The sequence below is a fragment of the Nostoc sp. DedQUE07 genome (genome assembly GCF_034530975.2).
Lineage (GTDB): Bacteria > Cyanobacteriota > Cyanobacteriia > Cyanobacteriales > Nostocaceae > Nostoc.
The window spans coordinates 40,167-62,252 of record NZ_JAVRCC020000028.1; the positions used below are offsets into that span (position 1 = coordinate 40,167).

Here is a 22,086-nt window from a genome sequence, read left to right on the forward strand (position 1 = left end):
GCTAAGAGTTTCAGGAAATGGTGTATTTAGTCGCGCCGAAACAAGCCAAATAAGGGAGCAAGAATTACCCCAAATACAAAACCACCGATGTGCGCCCAATATGCAACTCCACCAGTTTGCACAGTCATATTAGCGGCTGTTTGGAGGGTAGCAAGACCGGATATGACATTTTGCACAACAAAAATTCCAATTATGATTAGTGCTGGAACTCTGATTGTGGTGATGAAAAACCCCAAAAATATTAAAGTCATGACTTGAGCGTGGGGAAAGCGGATAATGTACGCACCCAAAATCCCAGAAATTGCACCACTTGCCCCCAAGGAAGGAATCTCAGAATTCATCCCAATAAACCATTGGCACAAGGCAGCTAAAGCACCACACGCCAAATAAAAAATCAGATATTTGGCATGACCCAATCGATCTTCAATATTATTGCCAAAAACCCAGAGAAACACCATATTTGAGATTAAGTGCCACCAACCACCGTGTAAGAATTGCGACGTAAATAACGTTATCCACTCTCCATTCAAATTGGTGGTTAACTCTTGAGGCACTACTGCATACTCACTGAAAAACTGACTCAATTGTGGATGTGACAGGCTCACCTCGTGAATAAAAACTAAAACATTCATGCCAATTAACCCATAAGTGAAATACGGGGTGATTCGCGTCGGATTTTCATCGTAGAGGGGAAACACAGGTGTTTTTCCTAAATTATTGACTAACTGCAATATAGCTTGTCAGGCTAGCAGTTGCGAAGGTTAAACAATTTCACCTATTAAATTAATCAGTATAATTGGGGGTAACAAAGATACTATGAAAAATTACTTATACCAAGATTCTTCCTGAGATTTATCGCTAAATAAACCCAACAGTGGGCCGAGAATTGCCCCGAAGATAAACCCGCCTGCATGGGCCCAGTAGGCAATACCGCCACTTTCCATACCGATGTTAGTACGTGCTTCCAGGCTGGTAAGTCCGTAAAAGGCTTGTTCGAGAAACCAGAATCCTAAAAAGAAATATGCGGGGACACGGAAAGTTGGGAAGAAAAACCCTAAAGGTACAACGCCAAGGACTTCGGCGTTCGGAAAGCGGAGAATGTATGCACCCATAACACCTGCGATCGCACCACTTGCACCCAAAGAAGGAATGCTAGAATCTTGAGCGAAGAACCACTGGGTCAAAGATGCCAAAACACCGCAAGATAAATAAAACAGTAAATATTTGGCATGACCTAACTTATCTTCAACATTGTTGCCAAAAATCCAGAGAAACAACATATTCCCAGCTAAGTGCAAGAAACCACCGTGCAGAAATTGGGAAGTAATCAAAGTTGCCCATTCTGGAACTGGTTGATGTACAGAGATACCTGCAAAACTTAAACTCAGTTCTCGTGGAACTACAGCCGCAAGGCGTAAAAATCCATTTAATGCTTGTGGGGGAAGATTTGCTTCATAAAGAAAAGCGAGGACATTGACAGCAATCAACCCATAAGTTACATAAGGGGTGATTTTTGTCGGATTATTATCTCTAATGGGAACCACGAGCGTTTTTTCCTGATTTTAAGACAGCAATTCTACAATACGGAATTTTGTAAGTAGTTTCTTCTGCCTCGTGGATAGATATCAGTTTAATATTTGAGATTTACTGTAGGACTTACCTCAATTCTAGGGTCTTCCAGACTGCAAAAGTATTTGAGAATAGTATCGTCGTAACTTAGTTTTTCCGGCAGGTATTGAGTTCAAGCTAGAGATTTTGTGAGAAGCTGACCATCCAAAACCAGGCTAAGTTGCCCATTGGCAAGAATGCTAGTTCCTTGGATATAAGCAGCAACCGGGGTTGCTTCCCCCAGAGGATGGATTGCAGAGGATTGCTTGCCGATGATGCAATCTACTTCTAAAGCACATCGTTTGTCTAAGTAACGAAATACTAATAACGGCTTATCCTGTTTGAAAGCATTTAGTGTATCTGTGCTGTAAGTAGTAACTGAGGTGGGAAGGTGGTTAGGACAAGTCAGCACATCAGTCAATAAGTAGATAGGGACGAGCATTTCTGTTGTTAGATCCTCCTCAGCATAACCAAGCAAGCCACTGGTGCCAGAAGACTGCAATAATAACATCCGTCCCGCTTGAGTTTGGATAATTTGTTCGGACTGGGATAGACAAATCTGCTCTACAGAATCGGCAATAAATGCATAGACTCTGGAGTTAGCTTGACAGACGATAAGTTGAGCAATTTTGCGATCGAGGGGAATTTGGAGCGAGAAGGCTGTACCATGTCCAGCTTTAGACTTCAATACTATTCTTCCCTGAATAGCTGTTAATTGCTTGCAAACTTCAGTTAATTCTACTCCTAACTCTAAGGCAGCACGATCGCACAAAACAGATGAAACCTCTGGCTCAAGTACCAGTTCAGTCACTTGTAACATATCCCCTGGTTTTGTCAGGGCGAACCCTTGGGCTAAAGCAGGTTGATAAATTTGAGATAAGTTAAGTCCTGCACCATCATCACAGCCATCAATAATCAGTTGATTTCCTTGCTGATAAACTTGAATTTCGATGATCCCGTTGCTATTTTTACCAAGGTGTTGGCGCGTTTGACCAGACTCAATGCTTTGCTCTAGTAAATAGCAACTTATATGCAACAGAAGGACACGGAGGCGATCGCTAAACGCGCGATCGACTTGGATATCGCTAATTTGTAAATGTAGTCTAGCAGACTTATCTTGTAAAGCTTGTAACTGAGACCAAAGCCGATGCAACGGTTCTAAGGCTACTTTTAAAGGAATAGTTGTAACTGTTTTGACTAAATTGGAAGAATGCTTAAGTAACTTTTCCTGCTGTATGAGTTCTTGTTTGAGTTGATGATGATTGTTATTGAGCGAATCAACAGTTGATGCCACCTGAGACGCTTGGGCCAAGACAGATTGCAGAGTACTGTATAATTGCTGAGAGCGAGAAGCAGCTAGAGGAGAAAGGGTATCTGAAATTGCTGCTAAACGTCCTGACCATTCCTGTAGGTTATCGAGCAGGTGTTGTAATCGTTTAACTTGTCGGAGCAACCGCCCGATCGTATGTTGCTGTTGTTCTTCTTGACAGGCTTGCTGATTATATGTAGTTAATAATGTTGCAACTAGCGCGTTTAGTTGTTCGAGATGCTTAATATTGATGGGTATAGCGGCTGGAATACTTGTTGCAAGAATGGTAGAAATCGATTCTTGTAAAGAGAGTGGATGGCGATCGCTCAAAGATTTAACTAGGGATGCAACAGAAGTTTCAGTAGGCAGGGAAAAATCCCCCAACCAAGCATGAAAATCTCCTTCCTCCAGGTTTACTAGTTCCTCTACATTGGCGGAAAGCCGTTCAGCATCTAGGTGACTAAAGCTACTAACCTGGAGGTTAGTTTCACTTACTAGTTTCCTGTCAAGACTTTCCTTGTCTTTAACTATAACTTGCTCTGGTAGAGATATAGAAGCTTCTAGCTCGGCCAAGGAATCGTTAAACTGAATAACTGGTTGATGTTCCTGCGGTTGCTCTAGCGATGTCTCAAGGTGTGTATCCTGGGAATCGCCAAATTCTGCTTGCAGACGCGCAACAATGGCAGACATCCGCTCCAGAATTTCTACTTCCTCAATTTTTGAGGCTGTTAAAAATGCCATCAGCAGCATCTGTAGGCAATCTAATCCTTCCGATAACAGGGAGGCGATTGGAGCGTCAATAGTTGCCCGATACTGATGCAAAAGCTGAAAAATCTCTTCTAGTGCAGCCGCAACTATCGCAATGGTATCTAGTTCGGCTGCTATAGCAATCGAATGCAGAGAGCCAGCAGCTTCCATGAGAGCCAAAGCTGTACCGGGGTTACTGTCTTTTGTATAGTTAGGCAACTCCTGCTCCAAGAACAGTAACAAATCGATCGCTTCTTCTAGAAAGCGATCGTCGTTCTGCGGTTGGGGGACAAAATCGGTACTCATGAACGTAACTCTCAGTTTCTATGGGGTTTGTGACAATTCTATGGTTTCGGCATTGATTTGAGGGTACAAGCAGCGATGTCAGCGATCGCTCTAAATTGCTCTTGGATTTGCGCGATTGATTCCAGCCCCGCACTGATTTGTCCGTTGCACGGTTCGATAGCAGAAGCAACATCTACTGCTGTCACCTGTAGTTCCTGGAACCATTCCTCTACATTTAGGGTGCTTTCGCGGGCTTGATGGGCGAGAATTTCCACCTGTTCGGCAGCAGTTAGCAAACCTCGTTCTTGCTCGCTAGCTTTTGTTGCTTCGATGGCTGTATTCAAAGACAAAATCTGAATCTTGGTACTCAAGCTTTCCACAAGGCGAACAAAGCCAGAAGTTTGCTGACAGAATTCACCGAGGTATTGCAGCTGTTTATTTGTAAAAGCAACAGTATCTTGAATAGACATTAAATGCTCACTGGTCAGTTCGGCAATTCTTGCTCCTTCTTGTACGGTTTGGCTCACCTGCTGGAATGGCACTAGTAACTCAGACAGATCGAGGGATTCAAGCTGTTGAGCAGGTGGAGCTACTATTTCAGCCGAGTGCAAGTTAATTGTCAACATCATTCCTACTTGTTGCAGCAAACTGCGCTCTGATTCCTGCCATTGTCGGGGTGCAAGGCAATGATGAATAACTAAAAAACCCCAAGGCTGTTGTTTGACAATCAAGGGCAAGCACAGGCTAGCTTGCACCTGAAAGCGTTGCCAAAATTGCTGTTGGCGCCCAGTTAGTTCTAATAATTCAGTTGCGTCACTAACATCGGGTTTAGTAACAAACAAATTTATCGGTAGGGATTGGTTGAGCAGGGATATCCAACCCGCTTGTGTAGCTTCAGCGATCGCTCGAGAGCGATTATCTTCTTCAAAACGATAAATCAGGACGCGATCGGCGTTGAGAACATCTTGAAGGGCCCTGACTGTAACCTCCAAAAGTGCAGTTTGGCCTTTTGCCAGCTGCATTTGCCGCTCGATGGTCACAAGTTGTTCTCGCTGGAGTTGAAAAGCCCTTTGCACATTGTCATCATTGTCACTGGGCGAATCCTTAGCCAAAGCTTGGATAAAAGCTTCGATTTGACTTACCTTCTGCTGCAATTGAGCGACCTTTGGCCCCTTAGCAGATTGAAAGACTGCTTTGATTAGAGCCACATTAGCCAAAATTTCTTCTATCGGGATTTGATTTTCAACAGGCTGGGTTTCAAAATTAGGGTCTAAGGTTGCGATCGTCACGAAAAACTCCTTGGCAGCATCAAGTTAAATCAGTGGGTTTGCCATTGCAATGTCTGGGCGATCGCTCTGGTGTCTAAAATCCAGCGATCGCCTGGTAGAATACCTCGAACAAAATTTAGTAGTTTGTTTGGGGAAAAGTCGGTTGGTGCTGATTGTGCTTGCTGTAAATCCTGCCACTCTACATCGTAGACATGAGCCACCAAAAATCCGATTACCTGATTTTGTAGCTCGATAACCAGAACCATTGGCTTTTCTGGTCGTGAGTGCCGCTTTAAAAGCGGCGCATAACCAAGCAAATGTTCCAAGTCAACCAGCCGCAGCATCTGTCCTTGCCAATTATAGAAACCTAAAATCCAACTTGGTAAGGCCGGAGCTGGGGAAATTTCTTGGCTAGCGAGATGAATAATGTCCTGTAATGAGTGGAATGGTAGCAATCCACTGCCTTGATTTCCCAAGGAAAAACGCAGAAATCTTTGCCGTTGTTCGCCTGATGTCAGCCCAGGAGCCAATAGCTGGGTTGTTCCCGGCAACCCCAACTTATCAGCCAATATCTGGTTCATGCCTAGAAGAAGTACTTTAAGTGGTTCCTCGTTTGGTGTTACAGATAAAACAGCCATGTGGCTCACACAGCTTAACTCTGCCACTTGCCGATAAGACCAAGGCACAGGACGCACAACTTCCAAAGGAATATCGATTAAGGCAGGGGGCTTGTCCACAGGAATGCCACAAATTTCCCCAGTCCGCGTTTGAGTCAGAAGTAAAAAGCGCCCTGAAGTGTCAACCGCAGAGAGAACTTGATGCGCCTGTTGGTCTTGTACTTGCGGAATTAACTTCTGGCGCAAGTCCACAATCGTAATAGTTTGCGCTCCCAAATCGACCATCCCGATCCCACTTTCAACCGTACTGCTAATAGGAGGACAAGCAATCACCTTGAGAACTGCACCAACTGGCAGGGCAAATAAATAGTCTGCGATCGTAAAAACAACGACTCGTAATGAGTCGTTTTCGGTCACAGCGCCTGATAATCGCTTAAACGGAAAGGGAGTGTTAAGCATAGCAAGTGGTTGGGGGTGAAGGAGGCAGGGGGCAGGGGGCAGGGGTTAACTCGGTAGATGGCGATAGCTGCTTGCAGGGGGTGAAGGAGGCAGGGGGCAGGGGGTAGGAGGAATACTGCTCTCTATCTTCTGCCTTTCTTGCTAAGGGATATGAACCGAATGGCACGCTTGATAACGGCAAACCCATTATATATAAGGCTTTTGGGTGTGGGGTGTGGCTGAGTGGGTGTAGTAAGTCAGAAATTTATTTGTATCCCCACTCATATTTACTTTTCTTGATTTTTCCCTACACCCAACACCCTACCCCCAACACCCTGCCCAGACGAGCTTTCAGCTTTACAAGCGTGCCATTCGGATATGAACCAGTTCGGCGATCGCGGCCAAGAAGTTCTGTTCGGAATAGGGTTTGGTCAAGTAAGCTTTCGCCCCTAGAGCTAAAGCTAATTGGCGGTGCTTTTGTCCGCTACGGGTAGTCAGCATCACTACAGGAATCCCTGATAAACGCTCGTCTTGGCGATGGTGTTCTAAAAACTCAAATCCATTCATCCGCGGCATTTCAATGTCACAAATCACTAGATCGACATCACCGTGTTGCAGCACTTGCGCGATCGCCTCTCGACCATCACCTGCTTGCAACACTTGATAATCGGCTTTCTGGAGCGTCTGCACCAAACTTTGCCTTTGTACAACTGAATCTTCCACTACTAACACCGTCAGTTGGTTAGGTTGAGCAACGGCTGTATTGACTTCAATAGGCTGTTGCTGCGGTTGCGTTATCGTTAGCTGGGATTGTTGACCCTCTAGAGCCAGAACAGGCTCAGGCGCGGGTAATAGTTTAGTTGCAATTGATGTCGGGGAAGTTGGCATTATATCTGTCTCCCAGGTTTGACGAACTAACTCCAACGGGTCAACGGTTAAGGTGAGGCTACCATTTCCCAACACGCTGTAGCCTTGGATGTAACTAGGTAAAGTCAGGACTCTGCCGAGGGATTTAATTACTAATTCCTGCTCGACTAAAATCTGATCGACTTGCAAACACAGATATTGCTGCTCTGTTTGCAACAGTAGCAGAGGTTCTACGGTGTTGCGTTGTTTGACTGGAAAAGGACTGAGGGTTAAATTGTGGTCTTGGGTGGATAAAGGATATTTGTAATCCAGCAAATTGGCAAGCGGGCGGATGGGAACTAGTTGCTGATTTTGCCCTTCTCCCCACTGCCAGAATTTTTGGCTGCCTTGCCCGTGTAAAGATTGCTGCACTTGAATCTGGTCTGGCTGCGGTAATAAAACCTGGCTAATTCCTTCAGACAGCAAGGCATAAGTAATACCTTGAGATTGACACACGAGCAAGCGTGCCGTTGTCAAGCTCAGAGGCAATTGCAGGATAAAGGTGGTTCCCTGCCCTGAAAGCGATCGCACTACAATCGAACCTTGTAAAGCTTGCAATTGAGTGCGAACGACATCTAAGCCGATACCACGCCCAGATAACTCACCAATCTGGTTAGCGGTAGAAAAGCCTGGTTCAAATAATAACTCTGCTAGTTGGTCTTCGGAGGCGTAGGCGGCTTGTTCGGGAGTCAGCAGGTGTTTTTCTATACCTCGCTGACGAATGGATTCCCAGTTTAAGCCTCGACCATCATCCCCTACCTCAATAGTAGTGCGGTTGCCTTGATGATAAGCTTGAATTGTAATTGTTCCGGTTTCTGGTTTACCCTGCTGACGGCGGGTTTCTATCGGTTCAATGCCGTGATCGAAGGCATTACGAATCATGTGCAGCAAAGGATCGTACAACTGCTCAGAAATGGCTTTATCCACCAGTACCTTCGTACCGCCAAGCTTGAGTTCAACAGGCTTATGATAAGTTGCTACCATCTGTTGCAGGAGGCGGGGTAATCGATTCAACACTGTTCCCAGTGGAACCATTCTGGCTTGCAGCAAATCTTCCTGCGCTCCTGAAAGCAGTTGCTTGCGCTTTCCAAGACTGAAGCGAGATTGCTGAACTAAGGTATTAAAAGCCTCAATCCGTTCTCCTAATTGCACCATATCTTCTGTCAGATTTTGCAGGAGAATGTGCAACTCGCTATAGGTATCCATTTCTAAGGTATCAAATTTAGATTGTGCTTCGGCAGTTGGAGAAGCAGGGAGAACTGAGCCTAGAGATGCATGTATATGTCGCTGCTTGCGTTCGGGAAGCAGCAGATGTCGATCCGACCAAGTAGAAACTTTACTAAGTTGTTGTTGGCAGTACAAAAACTGTACTAGAGTATCTTGAGCTGCTTTGTGGATGTGGTTAGATTGTAGGTTTTGTTGGTTTTCGTTGATTAGTAATTCCCCAATCGTGTGGCTGAGGCGATCGAGCTGTTCTATTGCGACTCGGATACTGGGAAGTGATGCCGATGACTGAGCTTGGAGGCTTGGTGCTGGTGGTGGAGAGGCTGGCCGATCTGAGTCTGAATATCGGCAGGATGTCTGTGGATCTCCGATCCAGATTGACTGTAAAATCCGATCTATGGCAGAGGGGACTACTACCGAATCCTGAGAAATTGGTTCTAGTACCTCTGGCGCTTTCGGTACGGAGTTATCAGTCCGCTTCGGGAAAAACGACCAAATTGATTCCGCTTCGTTCGCACTGAGGAGAGGAGATGGCTGATTCTCAGTTGTAGTCGTTTGTGTTGGTTGAGCAGCGATGAAAACTGGCTGCCCTTGCGGTTCTGGGACAGGAATAGTTAACCCTGCCCATTCTCGCAATTGTGGAGATATTTCTCCCCCTTGAGTGCGATCGCCTGCGAGTACTGCTGCTTGAGCTGCTTTAAAATTTTCTAAAGCCACCTGAGCAATTTGCAGTACTTTGTCTGGATACGCTTTGAGCGCGTTTAGGGTCGCCTGGGCAATTTCTTCCAATCCAGATAAGCCATAAGATGCTGCTAATTCGACAAAAAATTCTGCTTGGGAGTTGAGTGTTGTTTGAATTTGTTGCGGATCTTGGCTTTGGATGTCAGTTTCCAGCTGTTGCAAATCCTGGAGTACGCTCCCGGAAAAGATTGACTCTACCACATCAAAGCCAAGTTCTTCCGAACTGGGAAGCGGAGCCTCACGACCAAAAAAGTCGCCTAGTTTATGTTGGAGTTGGGCGAAGATGGAAGCAGTTCGATCGAGTATTTCTGTCTCATTGCAGGATAAGCCCATCAAGGCTGCACTTAATGGAGTTCGCAGGCACTCATAAGCATCTAGAAGCAAAGCACCCAATTCTGGATCGATTTCCAGTTCTGGAGCATATAACGCTTGGAATACATCTTCCAAATGATGGGCAATTGTCTGAATAGTTTCTTGCCCAACACTGGCAGCACTCCCTTTGATAGTATGGGCGCTTCGCATCAAGGCATGAACTTTTTCTATTGTTTTTTCATCAAGTAGACCGATCAGATTCTGCTCAATGGTTTGCAATAACTCTGCCGCTTCCGCAAGAAAAGCCTGCTCTTGATTACTGGGATCGGGGTTCATAACACATTTTGCGAGATTAATCAACTTTGAACTGGCTAACGCTGGTTTCCAGTTGTTGTGAAGTCATCCGTAGTTCCTCAAAAGACTCAGAAATGTGCATTGCACTTTGTGAAGTCTTGCGGGCGATCGCCGAAACATCCATCATCGCTTCTGTCAACATCTGAGATTGCTGACTTTGAGTGGAAACTGCTTGGTTAATTCCTTGTACTAGTCCACCAATTTCGTTGGTAGCTGCGACGATCGCACTCAGGGAATGACGAGTCTCATCGATCAATTTCGAGCCTTGGACAACTTGGGTAATCCCTACTTCCATTGCTTGGGTAACTTCGTTGGTTCCACTTTGAATTTCTTGGACGAGTCGCTCAATTTCTGTGGTGGCACTAGCTGACTGATAAGCCAGGGAACGAACTTCATCTGCAACCACCGCAAAGCCTTTGCCATACTCTCCGGCACGGGTAGCCTCGATCGCCGCATTGAGTGCCAGCAAATTAGTTTGAGTGGCAAAATTTTCAATCAAACTCACTACTTTCGAGATTTTCTGAGAAGCTTCACCTAGGCGTTTAATCTTCTTCGCTGTTTCGGAGACGGTTTCCCGAATCTCCAAAATGCCATCTACGGTTCTTTCCATCAGGGAATCGCCAGCTTGGACGGTGTTATTAGCTCTTTGAACAGCCTGTCCTACTCTTTGGGCATCAGTAGCAACTACCTGGGTGGAAGTTACCATCATTTGTAATTGTTCTAGAGCATTTTCGAGGCGTTCTGCTTGCTGTTGAGCTTGGTCAGATAGTTTAACTACTGAGATAGTGTTATTGCTGGAAGTTTCACTCACTCTGCCAGCAGCAATCTGCACTTGTCGGACTAAATCTCGCAAACTTTGGATCGTCGTGTTGTAACCATCAGCGATCGTTCCAATTTCATCTTCAGATAGGGGAGCGCGAACTGTGAGATCGCCTCTGAAGGATGGTTCCAAAGCCATGAGAACGCGTATTGCTCCTTGTTGCAGTTTTTCCCGTGCGGTGCGATCGCGCTCTGCTGCTTCTGCTAGTTGCTGCTCTTGAATACGCACCTGCGTTAGGTAATCTGCAAGATTGAGGGCAATACCAATCTGGACGCTGGCTTGGTTGAGAACATCCTCCTCTGATTGCTCCCACTGGCGCGGTGCGCTATTTTGATAAACTCCCATCAACCCCCAGAGCCGATTTTCTTGAAAAATCGGAGAAATCATGTAGGCTTTAGTTCCCCACATCTCTAATAATTGGATGTGGCATTCGTCATGACCGACAGTATATATATTGTCAACCCGCAAACTTTCTTTACGGGCATAACGCCCGCCTTTGTTGTACTGGAGATAGGTATCTCTAACTCTGGCAAGGCTAGTTCCCACCAACTTAGGCCAATCCCCAGTCACAGACTCAACTACAAATTCTCCAGACCAATCAGGCTCAAAACGGTAAACTCCAACTCGATCTACTTTTAGTAGCTGACGAAGTTCGTGGGTGGCAAACTGGACAAATTCCAGAACATCACTATGACTTTGAGCCATCTCTGTTAACCGACTAGGCAAGCGATAGGAAAATCGGGCGTTTGCTACTTCCCGTTCTGCCAGTTTGATCAGTTCCTCGTTCTTGTTTAAGGTTTGCTGTAAGTATTGCGATTGCTGAACGGCTACCCCAAACTGCGTGCCGATTTTCGCTACCAAGTTGATTTCATTATCTTGCCATTGCCGCGGCCCGTCATTCTGATATGCTCCTAACAAACCCCAGAGCTTGTTGCCGGCAATAATCGGGGTGATGATATAAGCTCTTATCTGGAATTGCTCGAGAATTTTTATGTGGCACTGGGCATGGCCAGAAGTGTAAATGTCATTGATAACAAACGTCTCGTTGTGGCGATAGCGTCCACCTTGGGTTTGTTGGAGGTGTTCGTCTTCCCAGACAGTCCTGATATCGGGGCCAACCAAAGCCACCCATTCCCGACTTACAGATTCGGCAATAAATTCTCCACCCCAATCTGGATTGAAGCGATACACTGCAAGACGATCGCATTCCAAATGCGATCGCAATTCTGGTAAGGCGTTGCGGAAAATCGTATCTAGCTCTTGAACTTGGCGGATTTTTTCTGACAGCCGTGTTAGCGCTCGTTCCCCTTCTGCGGTTCTGGCTAACTCTGCATTCTTCTTCTTGAGCTGTTCGATATACTTAACCTGTTGCAAGCCTATACCCATTTGCACTGCTACTTTTCGCAACAGTTGCACATCCTTGGATTTCCACTGCCGAGGGCCAGTATTTTGGTATGCTCCTAAAAAGCCCCAGAGTTTGTTTTCAATAAAGATCGGAGCGATTGTGTAAGCCTTAGCCTGGATTTTTTCTAATATCTCTAGGTAGCACTGAACGTGACCGACAGCGTAGATATCATTGACAACAAAGGTTTCATGATTGCGATAGCGTCCGCCCTGAGTTTCTTGTAAGTGCTCGTCCATCCACATCGTTTTGATGTCGGAACTAGCCAAAGACAGCCATTGATCTTTTACGGATTCGGCAATAAATTCCACACTCCAGTCGGGATGAAAGCGGAATACTGCTAGGCGATCGCACTGTAGTTGTTTGCGTAAACTTGGCAGCACATTCAGGAAAATTGTATCTGCTTCTTGAGCTTGGCGAATTTTTTCCACCATCCCTGTCAGCACCTGTTCCTCTTCTGCTGCCCGTGCCAACTCTGCATTCTTCGTTTTCAGTTCTCCGATGTACTCGGCTTGCTGCACGCTTAACCCCAACTGAATGCCCAGTTTGGTCAGCAATCGCACCTCCTCGGAATTCCACTGGCGCGGGCCGCTATTTTGATATGCTCCTAACAAACCCCAAAGTTTGTTTCCAGCAAAAATGGGGGCGATGGTGTAGGCTTTAGCCTGGAACTGCTCTAACAGGTCGATGTGGCACTGGGCATGACCAACAGTATAGATGTCATTGACGGCAAAAGTTTCATTGTTGCGATAGCGCCCGCCTTGGGTTTGCTGTAGGTGTTCGTCTTCACATACGGTTTTGATATCGGGGCCAACCAGAGGCACCCAGTCAGTTCCTACAGATTCAGCAATAAATTCACCACTCCAGTCAGAGTTGAAGCGATATATTGCTAGGCGATCGCATTTGAACAACTGCCGCAATTCTGCCAAGGTAGTGCGGTAAATTGTTTCTGGGTGGTGGGAATGAAGCATTCTATCCGTCATTCGGGCGATCGCATTTTCTACTTCAGCTACTTGGGTCATTTCTAGATTTTTTAACCGTAGCTGTTCGATATATTCAGCTTGCTGGAGAGCAATGCTCAACGATTCGCCGATCTGCAACAAAGCACCGGTCTCTTCATCAGTCCATTTGCGGACATCAGAATTTTGATAGCCTGCTAACAAACCCCAGAGATTACCAGCGCGGAAAATGGGAACAATGATATACGCTTTGGCTTGGAACTTCTCTAATGCTTCTAAATAGCAAGGTGAAAAACCAGCAGCATAAATATCGTTGACTTTGCGGAAGCGCTTTTCTTTGGCGTAAGTTCCACCCTGTGTTTCCTTAAGATAGGTATCGGCATCAGGTTTAACAGGGGAGCCATAATCCTTAACATGGCAACGCTCTGAAGATACCATGCCTGTTTTTAAAATGCTTTCTTGTTCCTGAATATCCAACAGGGACGACCAACCAGCAGCCACAGATTCAGCGATAACTTCTCCACTCCAGTCTGGATAAAATTGATAAACGACAACGCGATCGCATTTTAAAAATCGCCGCAACTCTTGGGTTGTAGTGCGGAAAAGGGTGCGAAGATCCGTTGCTTGCCCAATCTTTTCAATGATGCCGAAAACAGTACGTTCTCGTTCAACAAGTTTGGCTGACTCCTCAGAGCGGTGATAAAGTTGTTGCTGATATTGCACCTGTTGAATCGCAATACTAGATAGAGATGCAACCTGCACCATTAGTCGAACTTCACTATCTTTCCACTGACGAGGCTGAGAATTTTGATAAGCAGCCAGCAAGCCCCACAACTGTTCTCCCTGAAAGATGGCGACAATAATGTATGCTTTGGCTTGATAGGTTTCTAAAATTTTGATATAGCAGTCAGAAAAACCACCGCTGTAGATATCATTAGTGACTCGATATATCTGTCCGCGATGGAAATTTTTGCCTTGGGTGTGCTGAATGTAGCTATCTGCACTGTGCGATCGCCCTGTTGTCCCAGCTAATCCCCCTTCCTCTGCAAGGTTCCTAACACTACAATAGTTAACGTTCTTGGCAATTGCTGGATTATTTCGCTGTTCTTCTAACAGAGAAACCCACTCAGATCCCACAGATTCAGCAATAAATTCCCCAGTCCAGTCAGGATTGAAACGATATATTGCTACGCGATCGCATTTTAGTGACTGTCGTACTTCTTGGGTGGCAATGCGAAAGATGGTATCCACATCTTTGGACTGGAGAATTTTATTCGCTACACCAGTCAGGATTTGGTCTTTTTCCACTTCTTGTTGCAACGTAGCCTGAATCACGGCAACTTGCAGTTGCGCTTCTAATTCCTGCGCGAGCAATTTTAGCGACCTAATTTCAGCATTCTGCCACTGGCGAGGAGCAGTGCATTGCTGCACTACCAACAAGCCCCAAACCCCATCTTTTGTTAAGATTGGCAAGCTCAAACAAGCTCTGACCTGAAACCGCTCCATAAGCTGCTTTTGGTAAGGGGACAAGCTTGCAGTGTAGGTATCGGCGATCGCGACTAATTTTTCTTGTTGATAAACCTTGGCAGAACCTAACCCAAAAGTGACGGCGGGCAGTTTTTCCTTCAGCATTGGGGTAAAGCCATCCCTCATCGCCTCCGCAGCAACTATCCCCAGTGTCGGATTCGTAAACTCATACACCACCACGCGATCGGCTTGCAGTGCGCTTTGTACCTCCATGACAGCAGTAGCAAGCAAGGTATCTAGATCGGAAAATTGACGGATTCTGCTGGCGATCGCCTGTAATTGCTCTACCTCGAATCCATCTCCTCCGTCTTGATATGGCAAAACACTTACCAATTCTTTTAATTTGCGGATTCTGTCTCGCAATGGCCCTGTTTCCACCCAATCAGCTTGATCCAGTTCAGTTCGCAATTCTTCTAGAGTAGAAGAGATTTGCTGTTTTGCTCTTAGATCGACGGTATGCCCGTTATCGGTGTCCTTATAACCGTTGCCGGAATTTGAGTGTGGTTGGCTAGGTGTATGCATTACCATAATCTTTCTTGCTATGAAGGTTGTTAAAGTAAGTTAATCAGGCAGAGGGTAGGAGACAGAAGGCAGGAAGCTCTGAACTTTAAAGAGACTGAAGGGCTTGAATCACAACATGGGTGTCAATTAACATCAAAGGGCTACCTTGAGAATCCACAAAGTAACCCTGCAAGAACGAGCCTAGTCGGGCAGGTAACATCGATGCCGAAACCGCTAACCGCTCTTGGGGGTCATAAACTTCAATGCTATTGACTTGCTCCACCAACAGCCCGACGGTTTGATTCTGGACTTGAACGAGCATCGCCATGCCAGAGCTACGCACACTTTCTCGCCGACACCAGTGTGTTGCTCCCAACAAACTTGCTAAATCAAGAATCCAGATAGCTTCTCCCCGCCAATTCATGATGCCTAACAAGAATTCTGCTACCTGGGGTACTGGCAAAATCTCGGTGAGTGCAACCTGAATTACTCCCCGCAAATCAGCTAGTGGGAGTAAACCATTCACCTTTCCATTCAACGGAAATCTTAAAAACCTCTGGTTGTTTCCTTGGGGAGAGTTTTCAAGTCGAAATTGGCTATTAATAGGTAGCGCTCTAAAGCTATCATTGCCCTGTACCATTGCCCCAGTTTCCTTTAGCGAATAAATTTATTAACAGTCTGGAGCAAGGTATTTTCATCTACAGGTTTGACTAAATAGCCATCAGCACCACTCATATTGCCCCAAGTTCTATCAACATCTGTGTTTTTAGTTGAGCAAATCACTACCGGGATTGCTTTTGTTGTCGGATCGGCTTTCAACTTGCGGCAGAACTCAAATCCACTTTGGCCTGGCAAAATCAAATCCAGTAGAATCAAGTCAGGTTTTTGTTGTTTCAAGCGCAGTTGAGCCTCTTCACCACTGCGAACTTCATAAACTGAATATCCTCCTTGCTCCAGGTAACGTGTCATCTTTTCGGATTCTGTGAGGCTATCTTCAACTAAAAGAACTTTTTTCATTTTTATTTCCTAGCTATTTAATTCAGATTTTGAAAAATGATTGCGACAAATGAATTAACATCCAAAATCTGTTTTGAAAATGGGTGTAGAGGAGCTACTGGCATGATTGTCGCTTCAATCTAAACGTTTAAATACTTGTGAAGCACATTGAGTACTTTGTCTGCTTCTACGGGTTTACCCAAAAAGTCAGTTGCCCCTACTAATTTTGCTCGCATCCGATCTACTATTCCATCTTTCCCCGTTAAGATGACAACCGGCACATCTTTAAGACTTGGAGTTTTACGGATTTGAGAACAAATTTCATAACCATTCACTTTTGGCATCAAAAGATCCAAAAAAATGAAGTCGGGCTTGCTTTTAATTAGCTTTAAAACTGCCGTCAAAGAGTCTTGAATGCCAATAAAGCGATAATTTTGATGGGTAAGAATTTCCTCCAAACTGCGACAGATTGTCGGACTATCATCCACACAGGCTACTAAAGGTCTGGAGACATCAATAATTGCTTTGCTAGCTGCTGGGGGAGCAACTTGTATAACAGTGTTCTCTTCTGTCTTCAGTGAAGAATTGGAATGATTAACTGCACTCGACGGAGTGACAATTTGTTTGCTAGTCGCGGGGGGTGCAACTTGTATAACAGTGTTCTCTTCTGTCTTCAGTGAAGAATTGGGATTATTAACTGCACTCGACGGCGTGACAATTTGTTTGCTAGTCGCTGGGGGAGCAACTTGTATAACAGTGTTCTCTTCTGTCTTCAATGAAGAATTAGGATTATTAACTGCACTGGAGGGCTTGCCAGTTTCTTGACTAATCCCAACCTTCCTGGGGCTTGGGGTGGGTGAAAAAGCGATCGCCCCTGTTTTTACCAATGGCATCAAGAACCGAGACAAAACTAAGGCATCCCGACCGCTTTTTTGCCCTAAACCTCGTAAAGTTTTTGTGCCATCAACTAGAGAAATAATCTGTTTAGAGGATGCTTGTCCTTGGAGTAGTTCAAGTTGTTGAATAACAGGATATAAATTAGGCGAGTAACTTGCCAATCCTGCATCTCGCCATTCTTGCCAGACTTGTGTAGCCTGTTTTAATACTTCCTCAGTTGGTAGTACAGCTAGGAGAAACCCAGGAACTGCACCAACAACGGTAGTAGGTGACAACTGCCCTGCTGGATTGTTGCCATTTCTTTTGGCTTCAACGTACTGGATTATATCAAACAGGACTTCAGCTATTAAGCTTGTAATCAGGCTAACAAGTTGTTGTTGTTCGATTAATTTTTGTTCTCGCAATTTACTAAGAATGCAATACTCGCGATAACTTTCCTGGGGAGAGACAAGCCCCTCCAACTTTGCCACATCCAGATTAGGACAGTATTGCGACAAGTGCCGTCGCCATCGCTCATCGGCATTAGAACCGCCAGCCTGCCAAATTAATCGTCCTAAACGAAAATATAGCGTCCAAGTCGGCCCGTCCCTGGCTTCAAGATTCAGCCTACCTGTGAATAATTTAGTTTGAAGTTGCTCGATCAATTGATTCACAATGGATCGCACCTCCTTGTATATCTTGAGTTTTGCATTTAGATTAGAATTTATCAAACAATCCAGCTTACTAACCTCATTTTGCGATCGCCAATAGCACAGTTCAAAACCTCGATCGAGCTACCCCAGCTTGTTATATCCCTTTCCAATCCGGACATTTTGAAAGTTCAAAGCTGGAAGCTCGAACAAAGATTTAAGCTCTTTTTTTAATTAGAAATAAGTTATCTATATTAGTTTTGCAACGTTACATATACTGAGACAATTGCTTGTCAATACAGACCTTAAAAAAAGATGGAAATTTTGAATACTACAAAGCATATACCAGCTTTAATGTTTATCGATTGCGTGCTATGCCTCCTGAAGGCAAAAGACACAAGCGATCGCAAGAGCCGCTAGTCTGCAATTACAAAAAATGAGCTGGAATCAAATTTGTTAAGAAATTGCTTGTTGCCGAATAAAGTATTGGCGATCGCGTTGTTCTAGTACTCCTTGCTTGATCAAGGAGCGCAGGATATCTATCGTTTGCACCCTGGTTAAGCCAATCACTTCTTCAATTTCTATTAAAGTAGCTCCTTGGGCTTGCTGAATATATTGCTGCACTTTAGATTTAGTATCTGCATTCGATTCAGGCACTTTTCTAGTCATGGTATTGACGGAAGGACGAAAACCAGTGGCTTTAATTCCAGAACGAGAGATTGACCATTTTGGAACCGTTGCCACTAATTTTTCTGTTTTAGCAGAAGGCGGGGCAACTACTTGTTCATGAGTGCGGTCGCCCCAAACACTTTTATGTAAAATTGCTCGGAAATTTTGCAAATCTTGAAATAATGTCTGAGCCTTTGCTGTCCGCTGTTGGCGGTATTCTTGCTGGCGTTGGCAGACATCTGTTTTTATTTGCAATATTTCTAATTGCCGTTCTACAATCTCTTGCTGAAATTGCTGCTGTTGTAACTTTCTGTTGTGGTGAAGACTAGTAACAGAACTGCTCAATTCTTGATGAAGTAAATCTGCTTCCAACTGCAATTCTTGTTGAGTTAGCTGTTTCCACTGGTTAACTTGTTGACGGCGTTCAGCAGTTATTTGCAATCGCTGCGATCGCTCTTGTTCCCACAAATTTTTGAGAGCCATCAGCTGAATTCTCCTATTTTGTTAACTAGAAACATTAAATGGGAGCCATGAAGACTCCCTTTTTATAATGTGCTATTAAGCAGCAGATGGAACAGCAGCCTGAGATGTTAAACCAACTGCCTCAGCATATCTTAAGTAAGTTTCAACTGAAGCAATTACAATCCGAGCTTCGATTGATAGCAGTTCAATACCAACTAAAGAAACACGTACCCAAGCATCAACTACAATTCCTTTGTCCAAAATCCGGTCAATAACTTCAGCTAGACTAGAAGATGAGTTAACTTTTTCAACAGCCATTTTCTTTTACTCTCACAACTCTGATTATTGGTTTCATCTTGCTCTGATTGAGCAGTAGGTAAAAATTACACAATGTGTTTTATTCTTCCTGAGTTTAGTGTTCCCAAAAATATGAGATAAATATAATAAAATAAAAAAATATTAAAAAGTTAACAATATTTTTTTAGAAAAAAATTAAAGAAATAATCAGCCCATCTTCATTTTTTCTGGGAAAGTTATAATTATTATTTTTTATGAATTTATCTGAGAGTATTTTTTAGAAAATGATAGGGTGGCAGAGGTTCACTAAGTGCCAATTGCCAGTGCGAGCATTGTACCTGCCAGAGGGAAAGCTGCTGCGTACTGAGCGTTGAATCGTTGCGCTGTGCCAAAAAGTGGATTTGCCGCACATCTGCCTGTCGAGTTTCACAGATAACATCTGTATATGTTTTGAGAATTGACTGGTTCAAGAGTTCCCACTGATCGGATTGTTGTGCTTGAAATGCTTGCTGTGTTTGGTAGCGTTGTTTTTTCGCTAATAAATAGGCTTTTCCTCTAGCATCAATAGTGTCAGACTCATCAAGCAAAGAACTGGGTGTCAATTTTAAAGTGTACTCAACTTTGTCTGCTAGCTGAGTAAGGGTTTCTAGATATTGCTCTTGGTGCTGTTCTAGATGATTCAGCAGTTTTTCTTGCGAGGTAAAACCGCTGCCAAAGCGTAAGGGAAGAAGGGGAGTTTGTTGAAAGAGTTCTCGAATCACGCGATCGTGGATTAATACAGCTTGAAGTAAACGCTCATCTGTTGCTTGTATTCCCTCTACTGAGATTTCCGGTTCTACGATCGCACCTAAACCAGAACAGTAAACGAGTTCGGTATTCCTTTCCATCCCTAAAGGTAGAACAAGCTCTGATGCGGTGGGTACTAGAAGAGCATAGGCGTATACTGACATAAACTTGGGATACTTATTAAGTAATTAAGTTTGTACACATGAAGTTCTCTGGGACACTTCTTTTTACATCAAAGGTGTTTCCAAAGAGTAAGTATCGCTGTGTGCAACGTTCTCTCAAACCTAACCCCCAGCCCCTTCCCTACTAGCGTTGGGGAGCAAGAATCAAAGTTTCTCTCCCTGTGGCGGAGAGGTTTGGAGAGGGGTTCTAAGGATAAGTTGCACATTGCCTTAAGTAGCTTCCTCTGTGAACTTCTGCGTTTTTTCAAGTCAGAGACTATTCAGATTGATGCTGATTAGCAAGCATTTGGTATGTAACTTGAAAATCATCATTTGTAATCTGAATCAGGCTGGAGTCGCTCAATCCTTGGGCGCGGTATCGACGAATGGCGCTTAAAGCAGCTTGATTGCTCAACAAAGCCAAGTCTGCCCCATTCCAACCCTCGGTAACTCTCGCCCAGGTTTCTAAATCGACATCAAGCAGGGGACGATCTAGATTGTGAACTCGTAAAATTGCTAATCGGCTTGCTGGATCTGGGAGATCGATTTTGATTTGTAAGTCCAATCTTCCGGCTCTGAGTAAAGCAGGATCGAGGGTTTCTGGACGATTGGTTGCTCCTACTAACAGTACTTTAGGGCATTCATGCAACCCATCCAGTTCGGTGAGTAGTTGACCGACAACGCGATCGCTAACTCCAGAATCACCAGTGAATCTTCCCCGTGCTGGTGCTAAGGTATCAATTTCATCTACAAACACAACGCAAGGCGCTGCTTGTCGAGCTTTGCGAAAGAGTTCTCTAACTGCTTGTTCTGCGGCTCCTACCCATCGGCTGAGTAATTCAGGGCCATTCACAGCAATAAAGTTGGCTCTAGCTTGCGAAGCGATCGCTTTTGCCAGTAATGTTTTTCCCGTTCCCGGCGGCCCCCACAACAGAATCCCACGGGGAGGCTTGGCTTTGGTTTGCTCGTATAGTTCGGGATAAAGGAGTGCGCCCTCTACAGATTCTTGAAGTTTTTGTTTAACATCATCCAAACCACCAATGTCATCCCAACTGACACTTGGTGCTTCAACTGCTACATCCCTGAGAACTGAGGGTTTTATCTCCTTAATTGCTTCTAGAAAATCCTGCTGCATAACAGCCATGTTCTCAGGAATGGGACTGTTGAGCGAGGGGACTTGACGACGTAGGGCAATGTAGGCTGCTTTTTGACAAAGAGCTTTGATATCGGCACCGACAAAACCGACAGCCAAATCAGCGATCGCTCCTAAATTAACCGCAGTCTCCAAGGGCATGGCACTTGTCAAAATCGTCAGTATTTCTAATCGTCCATTGCGATCGGGAACCCGAAACTGAACTTCGCGATCGAAGCGTCCCGGACGACGAAGCGCCGGATCGAGATAATCGGGACGATTTGTTGCCGCTAATACAAGTACGCCCTCCGTTTTGGCAAATCCATCCATTAACCCAAGCAACTGCGCCACTAGTCTTTTTTCAACTTCGCCTTCCACTTGGCTGCGATCTGGGGCAAGGCTGTCAATTTCATCAATAAATATTAGGCAGGGAGCAGAACGAGTTGCTTTCTCAAAAATACTTCGTAAACGAGCTTCTGCTTCCCCGTAATACTTGCTCATCACCTCTGGGCCATTGATGGCAATGTAGTTTAACTCTAACTCTTCTGCCAAAACACGGGCTGTTAAAGTTTTTCCGGTACCGGGCGGGCCAACTAGCAAAACCCCACGCGGAGGCTCTAACCCTAATTTAACCAATAAATCTGGACGTTTAAGGGGAATTTCAACTAACTCTCTGATTTCCTTGAGAACATCAGCCAAGCCGCCGACACCTTGCCAAGAAGCTTTTGAGTTCTTGTTAGCTGATGGGGGGGTGACATCATCAACATTATCCATTGGTGTAGCTGCATCGGTGGAATTGGATCGAACTCGGCTGGAACTAGTTTTTCTCGGAATATTGCCTTGCCGGGGAATACTGCTGAGATTATGAGAGCGAATTTCAATAGAAGTTTTTAACTCTCCTTTCTCTACTTTTTCTTCTAAAGCTTTGGCAATTTCTAATAGCTGTTCAAATCCTTTAAATATGTTGTCCATTGATTTACTTAAATAAAATGTATAGAAAAATTCACAAGTTTCAATAATTTTTCATTATCAATTTTTA

14 protein-coding genes are annotated in these 22,086 nt (G+C 44.7%); all 14 read right to left on the reverse strand.

What is annotated here, in order from left to right:
- Nucleotides 1–26 precede the first annotated feature (26 nt).
- The 14 genes from RMZ95_RS20785 to RMZ95_RS20850 all read right to left on the reverse strand — a co-directional run bounded on the left by RMZ95_RS20785 (nucleotide 27) and on the right by RMZ95_RS20850 (nucleotide 22,019).
- Complete coding sequence (locus RMZ95_RS20785; RefSeq protein ID WP_322673904.1) at nucleotides 27–698, reverse strand: rhomboid family intramembrane serine protease; 672 nt, start codon at nucleotides 696–698, stop codon at nucleotides 27–29.
- 126 nt (nucleotides 699–824) lie between these two features.
- Nucleotides 825–1,544 (reverse strand): rhomboid family intramembrane serine protease, encoded by a 720-nt coding sequence (locus tag RMZ95_RS20790; protein ID WP_322683302.1) that lies wholly within the window; start codon nucleotides 1,542–1,544, stop codon nucleotides 825–827.
- Nucleotides 1,545–1,741: 197 nt separating this feature from the next.
- A complete protein-coding gene (locus RMZ95_RS20795; RefSeq protein WP_322683303.1) occupies nucleotides 1,742–3,970 on the reverse strand; it encodes a chemotaxis protein CheW in 2,229 nt (742 codons plus the stop codon).
- A 38-nt stretch (nucleotides 3,971–4,008) separates the two neighbouring features.
- Nucleotides 4,009–5,238, reverse strand: coding sequence for a GAF domain-containing protein (locus RMZ95_RS20800; RefSeq protein ID WP_322683304.1), 1,230 nt, complete (start codon nucleotides 5,236–5,238; stop codon nucleotides 4,009–4,011).
- A gap of 29 nt (nucleotides 5,239–5,267) precedes the next feature.
- Nucleotides 5,268–6,293: a chemotaxis protein CheW gene (locus RMZ95_RS20805; protein WP_322673875.1), complete on the reverse strand. Its 1,026-nt coding sequence runs from the start codon at nucleotides 6,291–6,293 to the stop codon at nucleotides 5,268–5,270.
- A 336-nt stretch (nucleotides 6,294–6,629) separates the two neighbouring features.
- A complete protein-coding gene (locus RMZ95_RS20810; RefSeq protein ID WP_322683460.1) occupies nucleotides 6,630–9,791 on the reverse strand; it encodes a response regulator in 3,162 nt (1,053 codons plus the stop codon).
- A gap of 16 nt (nucleotides 9,792–9,807) precedes the next feature.
- On the reverse strand, nucleotides 9,808–15,045 hold the full coding sequence (locus tag RMZ95_RS20815) for a GAF domain-containing protein (RefSeq protein ID WP_409883321.1): 5,238 nt from the start codon (nucleotides 15,043–15,045) through the stop codon (nucleotides 9,808–9,810).
- Between the two features lie 79 nt (nucleotides 15,046–15,124).
- Nucleotides 15,125–15,658 carry a chemotaxis protein CheW gene (locus tag RMZ95_RS20820; protein WP_322673878.1) on the reverse strand — a complete coding sequence of 178 codons (534 nt, stop codon included), beginning with the start codon at nucleotides 15,656–15,658 and terminating at the stop codon, nucleotides 15,125–15,127.
- Between the two features lie 14 nt (nucleotides 15,659–15,672).
- The gene (locus RMZ95_RS20825; RefSeq protein WP_322651336.1) at nucleotides 15,673–16,035 is read right to left on the reverse strand and encodes a response regulator transcription factor; all 363 of its coding nucleotides are present in this window, start codon (nucleotides 16,033–16,035) and stop codon (nucleotides 15,673–15,675) included.
- 119 nt (nucleotides 16,036–16,154) lie between these two features.
- Complete coding sequence (locus tag RMZ95_RS20830; protein ID WP_322673879.1) at nucleotides 16,155–17,564, reverse strand: response regulator; 1,410 nt, start codon at nucleotides 17,562–17,564, stop codon at nucleotides 16,155–16,157.
- Between the two features lie 432 nt (nucleotides 17,565–17,996).
- Nucleotides 17,997–18,692 carry a gas vesicle protein GvpC gene (locus tag RMZ95_RS20835; RefSeq protein ID WP_322673880.1) on the reverse strand — a complete coding sequence of 232 codons (696 nt, stop codon included), beginning with the start codon at nucleotides 18,690–18,692 and terminating at the stop codon, nucleotides 17,997–17,999.
- A gap of 75 nt (nucleotides 18,693–18,767) precedes the next feature.
- Complete coding sequence (gene gvpA, locus RMZ95_RS20840) at nucleotides 18,768–18,989, reverse strand: gas vesicle structural protein GvpA (RefSeq protein ID WP_163931998.1); 222 nt, start codon at nucleotides 18,987–18,989, stop codon at nucleotides 18,768–18,770.
- Between the two features lie 239 nt (nucleotides 18,990–19,228).
- Nucleotides 19,229–19,918, reverse strand: a complete 690-nt coding sequence (locus tag RMZ95_RS20845; RefSeq protein ID WP_322683463.1) for a GvpL/GvpF family gas vesicle protein — start codon at nucleotides 19,916–19,918, stop codon at nucleotides 19,229–19,231.
- A 274-nt stretch (nucleotides 19,919–20,192) separates the two neighbouring features.
- Nucleotides 20,193–22,019, reverse strand: a complete 1,827-nt coding sequence (locus tag RMZ95_RS20850; protein ID WP_322683464.1) for an AAA family ATPase — start codon at nucleotides 22,017–22,019, stop codon at nucleotides 20,193–20,195.
- Nucleotides 22,020–22,086: the final 67 nt, after the last annotated feature.

Excerpts from the sequence above, each read along its gene's own strand:
- RMZ95_RS20810 (WP_322683460.1), bottom strand. The coding sequence starts at position 9,791 with ATGAACCCCGATCCCAGTAATCAAGAGCAGGCTTTTCTTGCGGAAGCG.
- RMZ95_RS20820 (WP_322673878.1), bottom strand. The coding sequence starts at position 15,658 with ATGGTACAGGGCAATGATAGCTTTAGAGCGCTACCTATTAATAGCCAA.
- RMZ95_RS20795 (WP_322683303.1), bottom strand. The coding sequence starts at position 3,970 with ATGAGTACCGATTTTGTCCCCCAACCGCAGAACGACGATCGCTTTCTA.
- gvpA (WP_163931998.1), bottom strand. The coding sequence starts at position 18,989 with ATGGCTGTTGAAAAAGTTAACTCATCTTCTAGTCTAGCTGAAGTTATT.
- RMZ95_RS20835 (WP_322673880.1), bottom strand. The coding sequence starts at position 18,692 with ATGGCTCTCAAAAATTTGTGGGAACAAGAGCGATCGCAGCGATTGCAA.
- RMZ95_RS20815 (WP_409883321.1), bottom strand. The coding sequence starts at position 15,045 with ATGGTAATGCATACACCTAGCCAACCACACTCAAATTCCGGCAACGGT.
- RMZ95_RS20850 (WP_322683464.1), bottom strand. The coding sequence starts at position 22,019 with ATGGACAACATATTTAAAGGATTTGAACAGCTATTAGAAATTGCCAAA.
- RMZ95_RS20805 (WP_322673875.1), bottom strand. The coding sequence starts at position 6,293 with ATGCTTAACACTCCCTTTCCGTTTAAGCGATTATCAGGCGCTGTGACC.
- RMZ95_RS20825 (WP_322651336.1), bottom strand. The coding sequence starts at position 16,035 with ATGAAAAAAGTTCTTTTAGTTGAAGATAGCCTCACAGAATCCGAAAAG.
- RMZ95_RS20845 (WP_322683463.1), bottom strand. The coding sequence starts at position 19,918 with ATGTCAGTATACGCCTATGCTCTTCTAGTACCCACCGCATCAGAGCTT.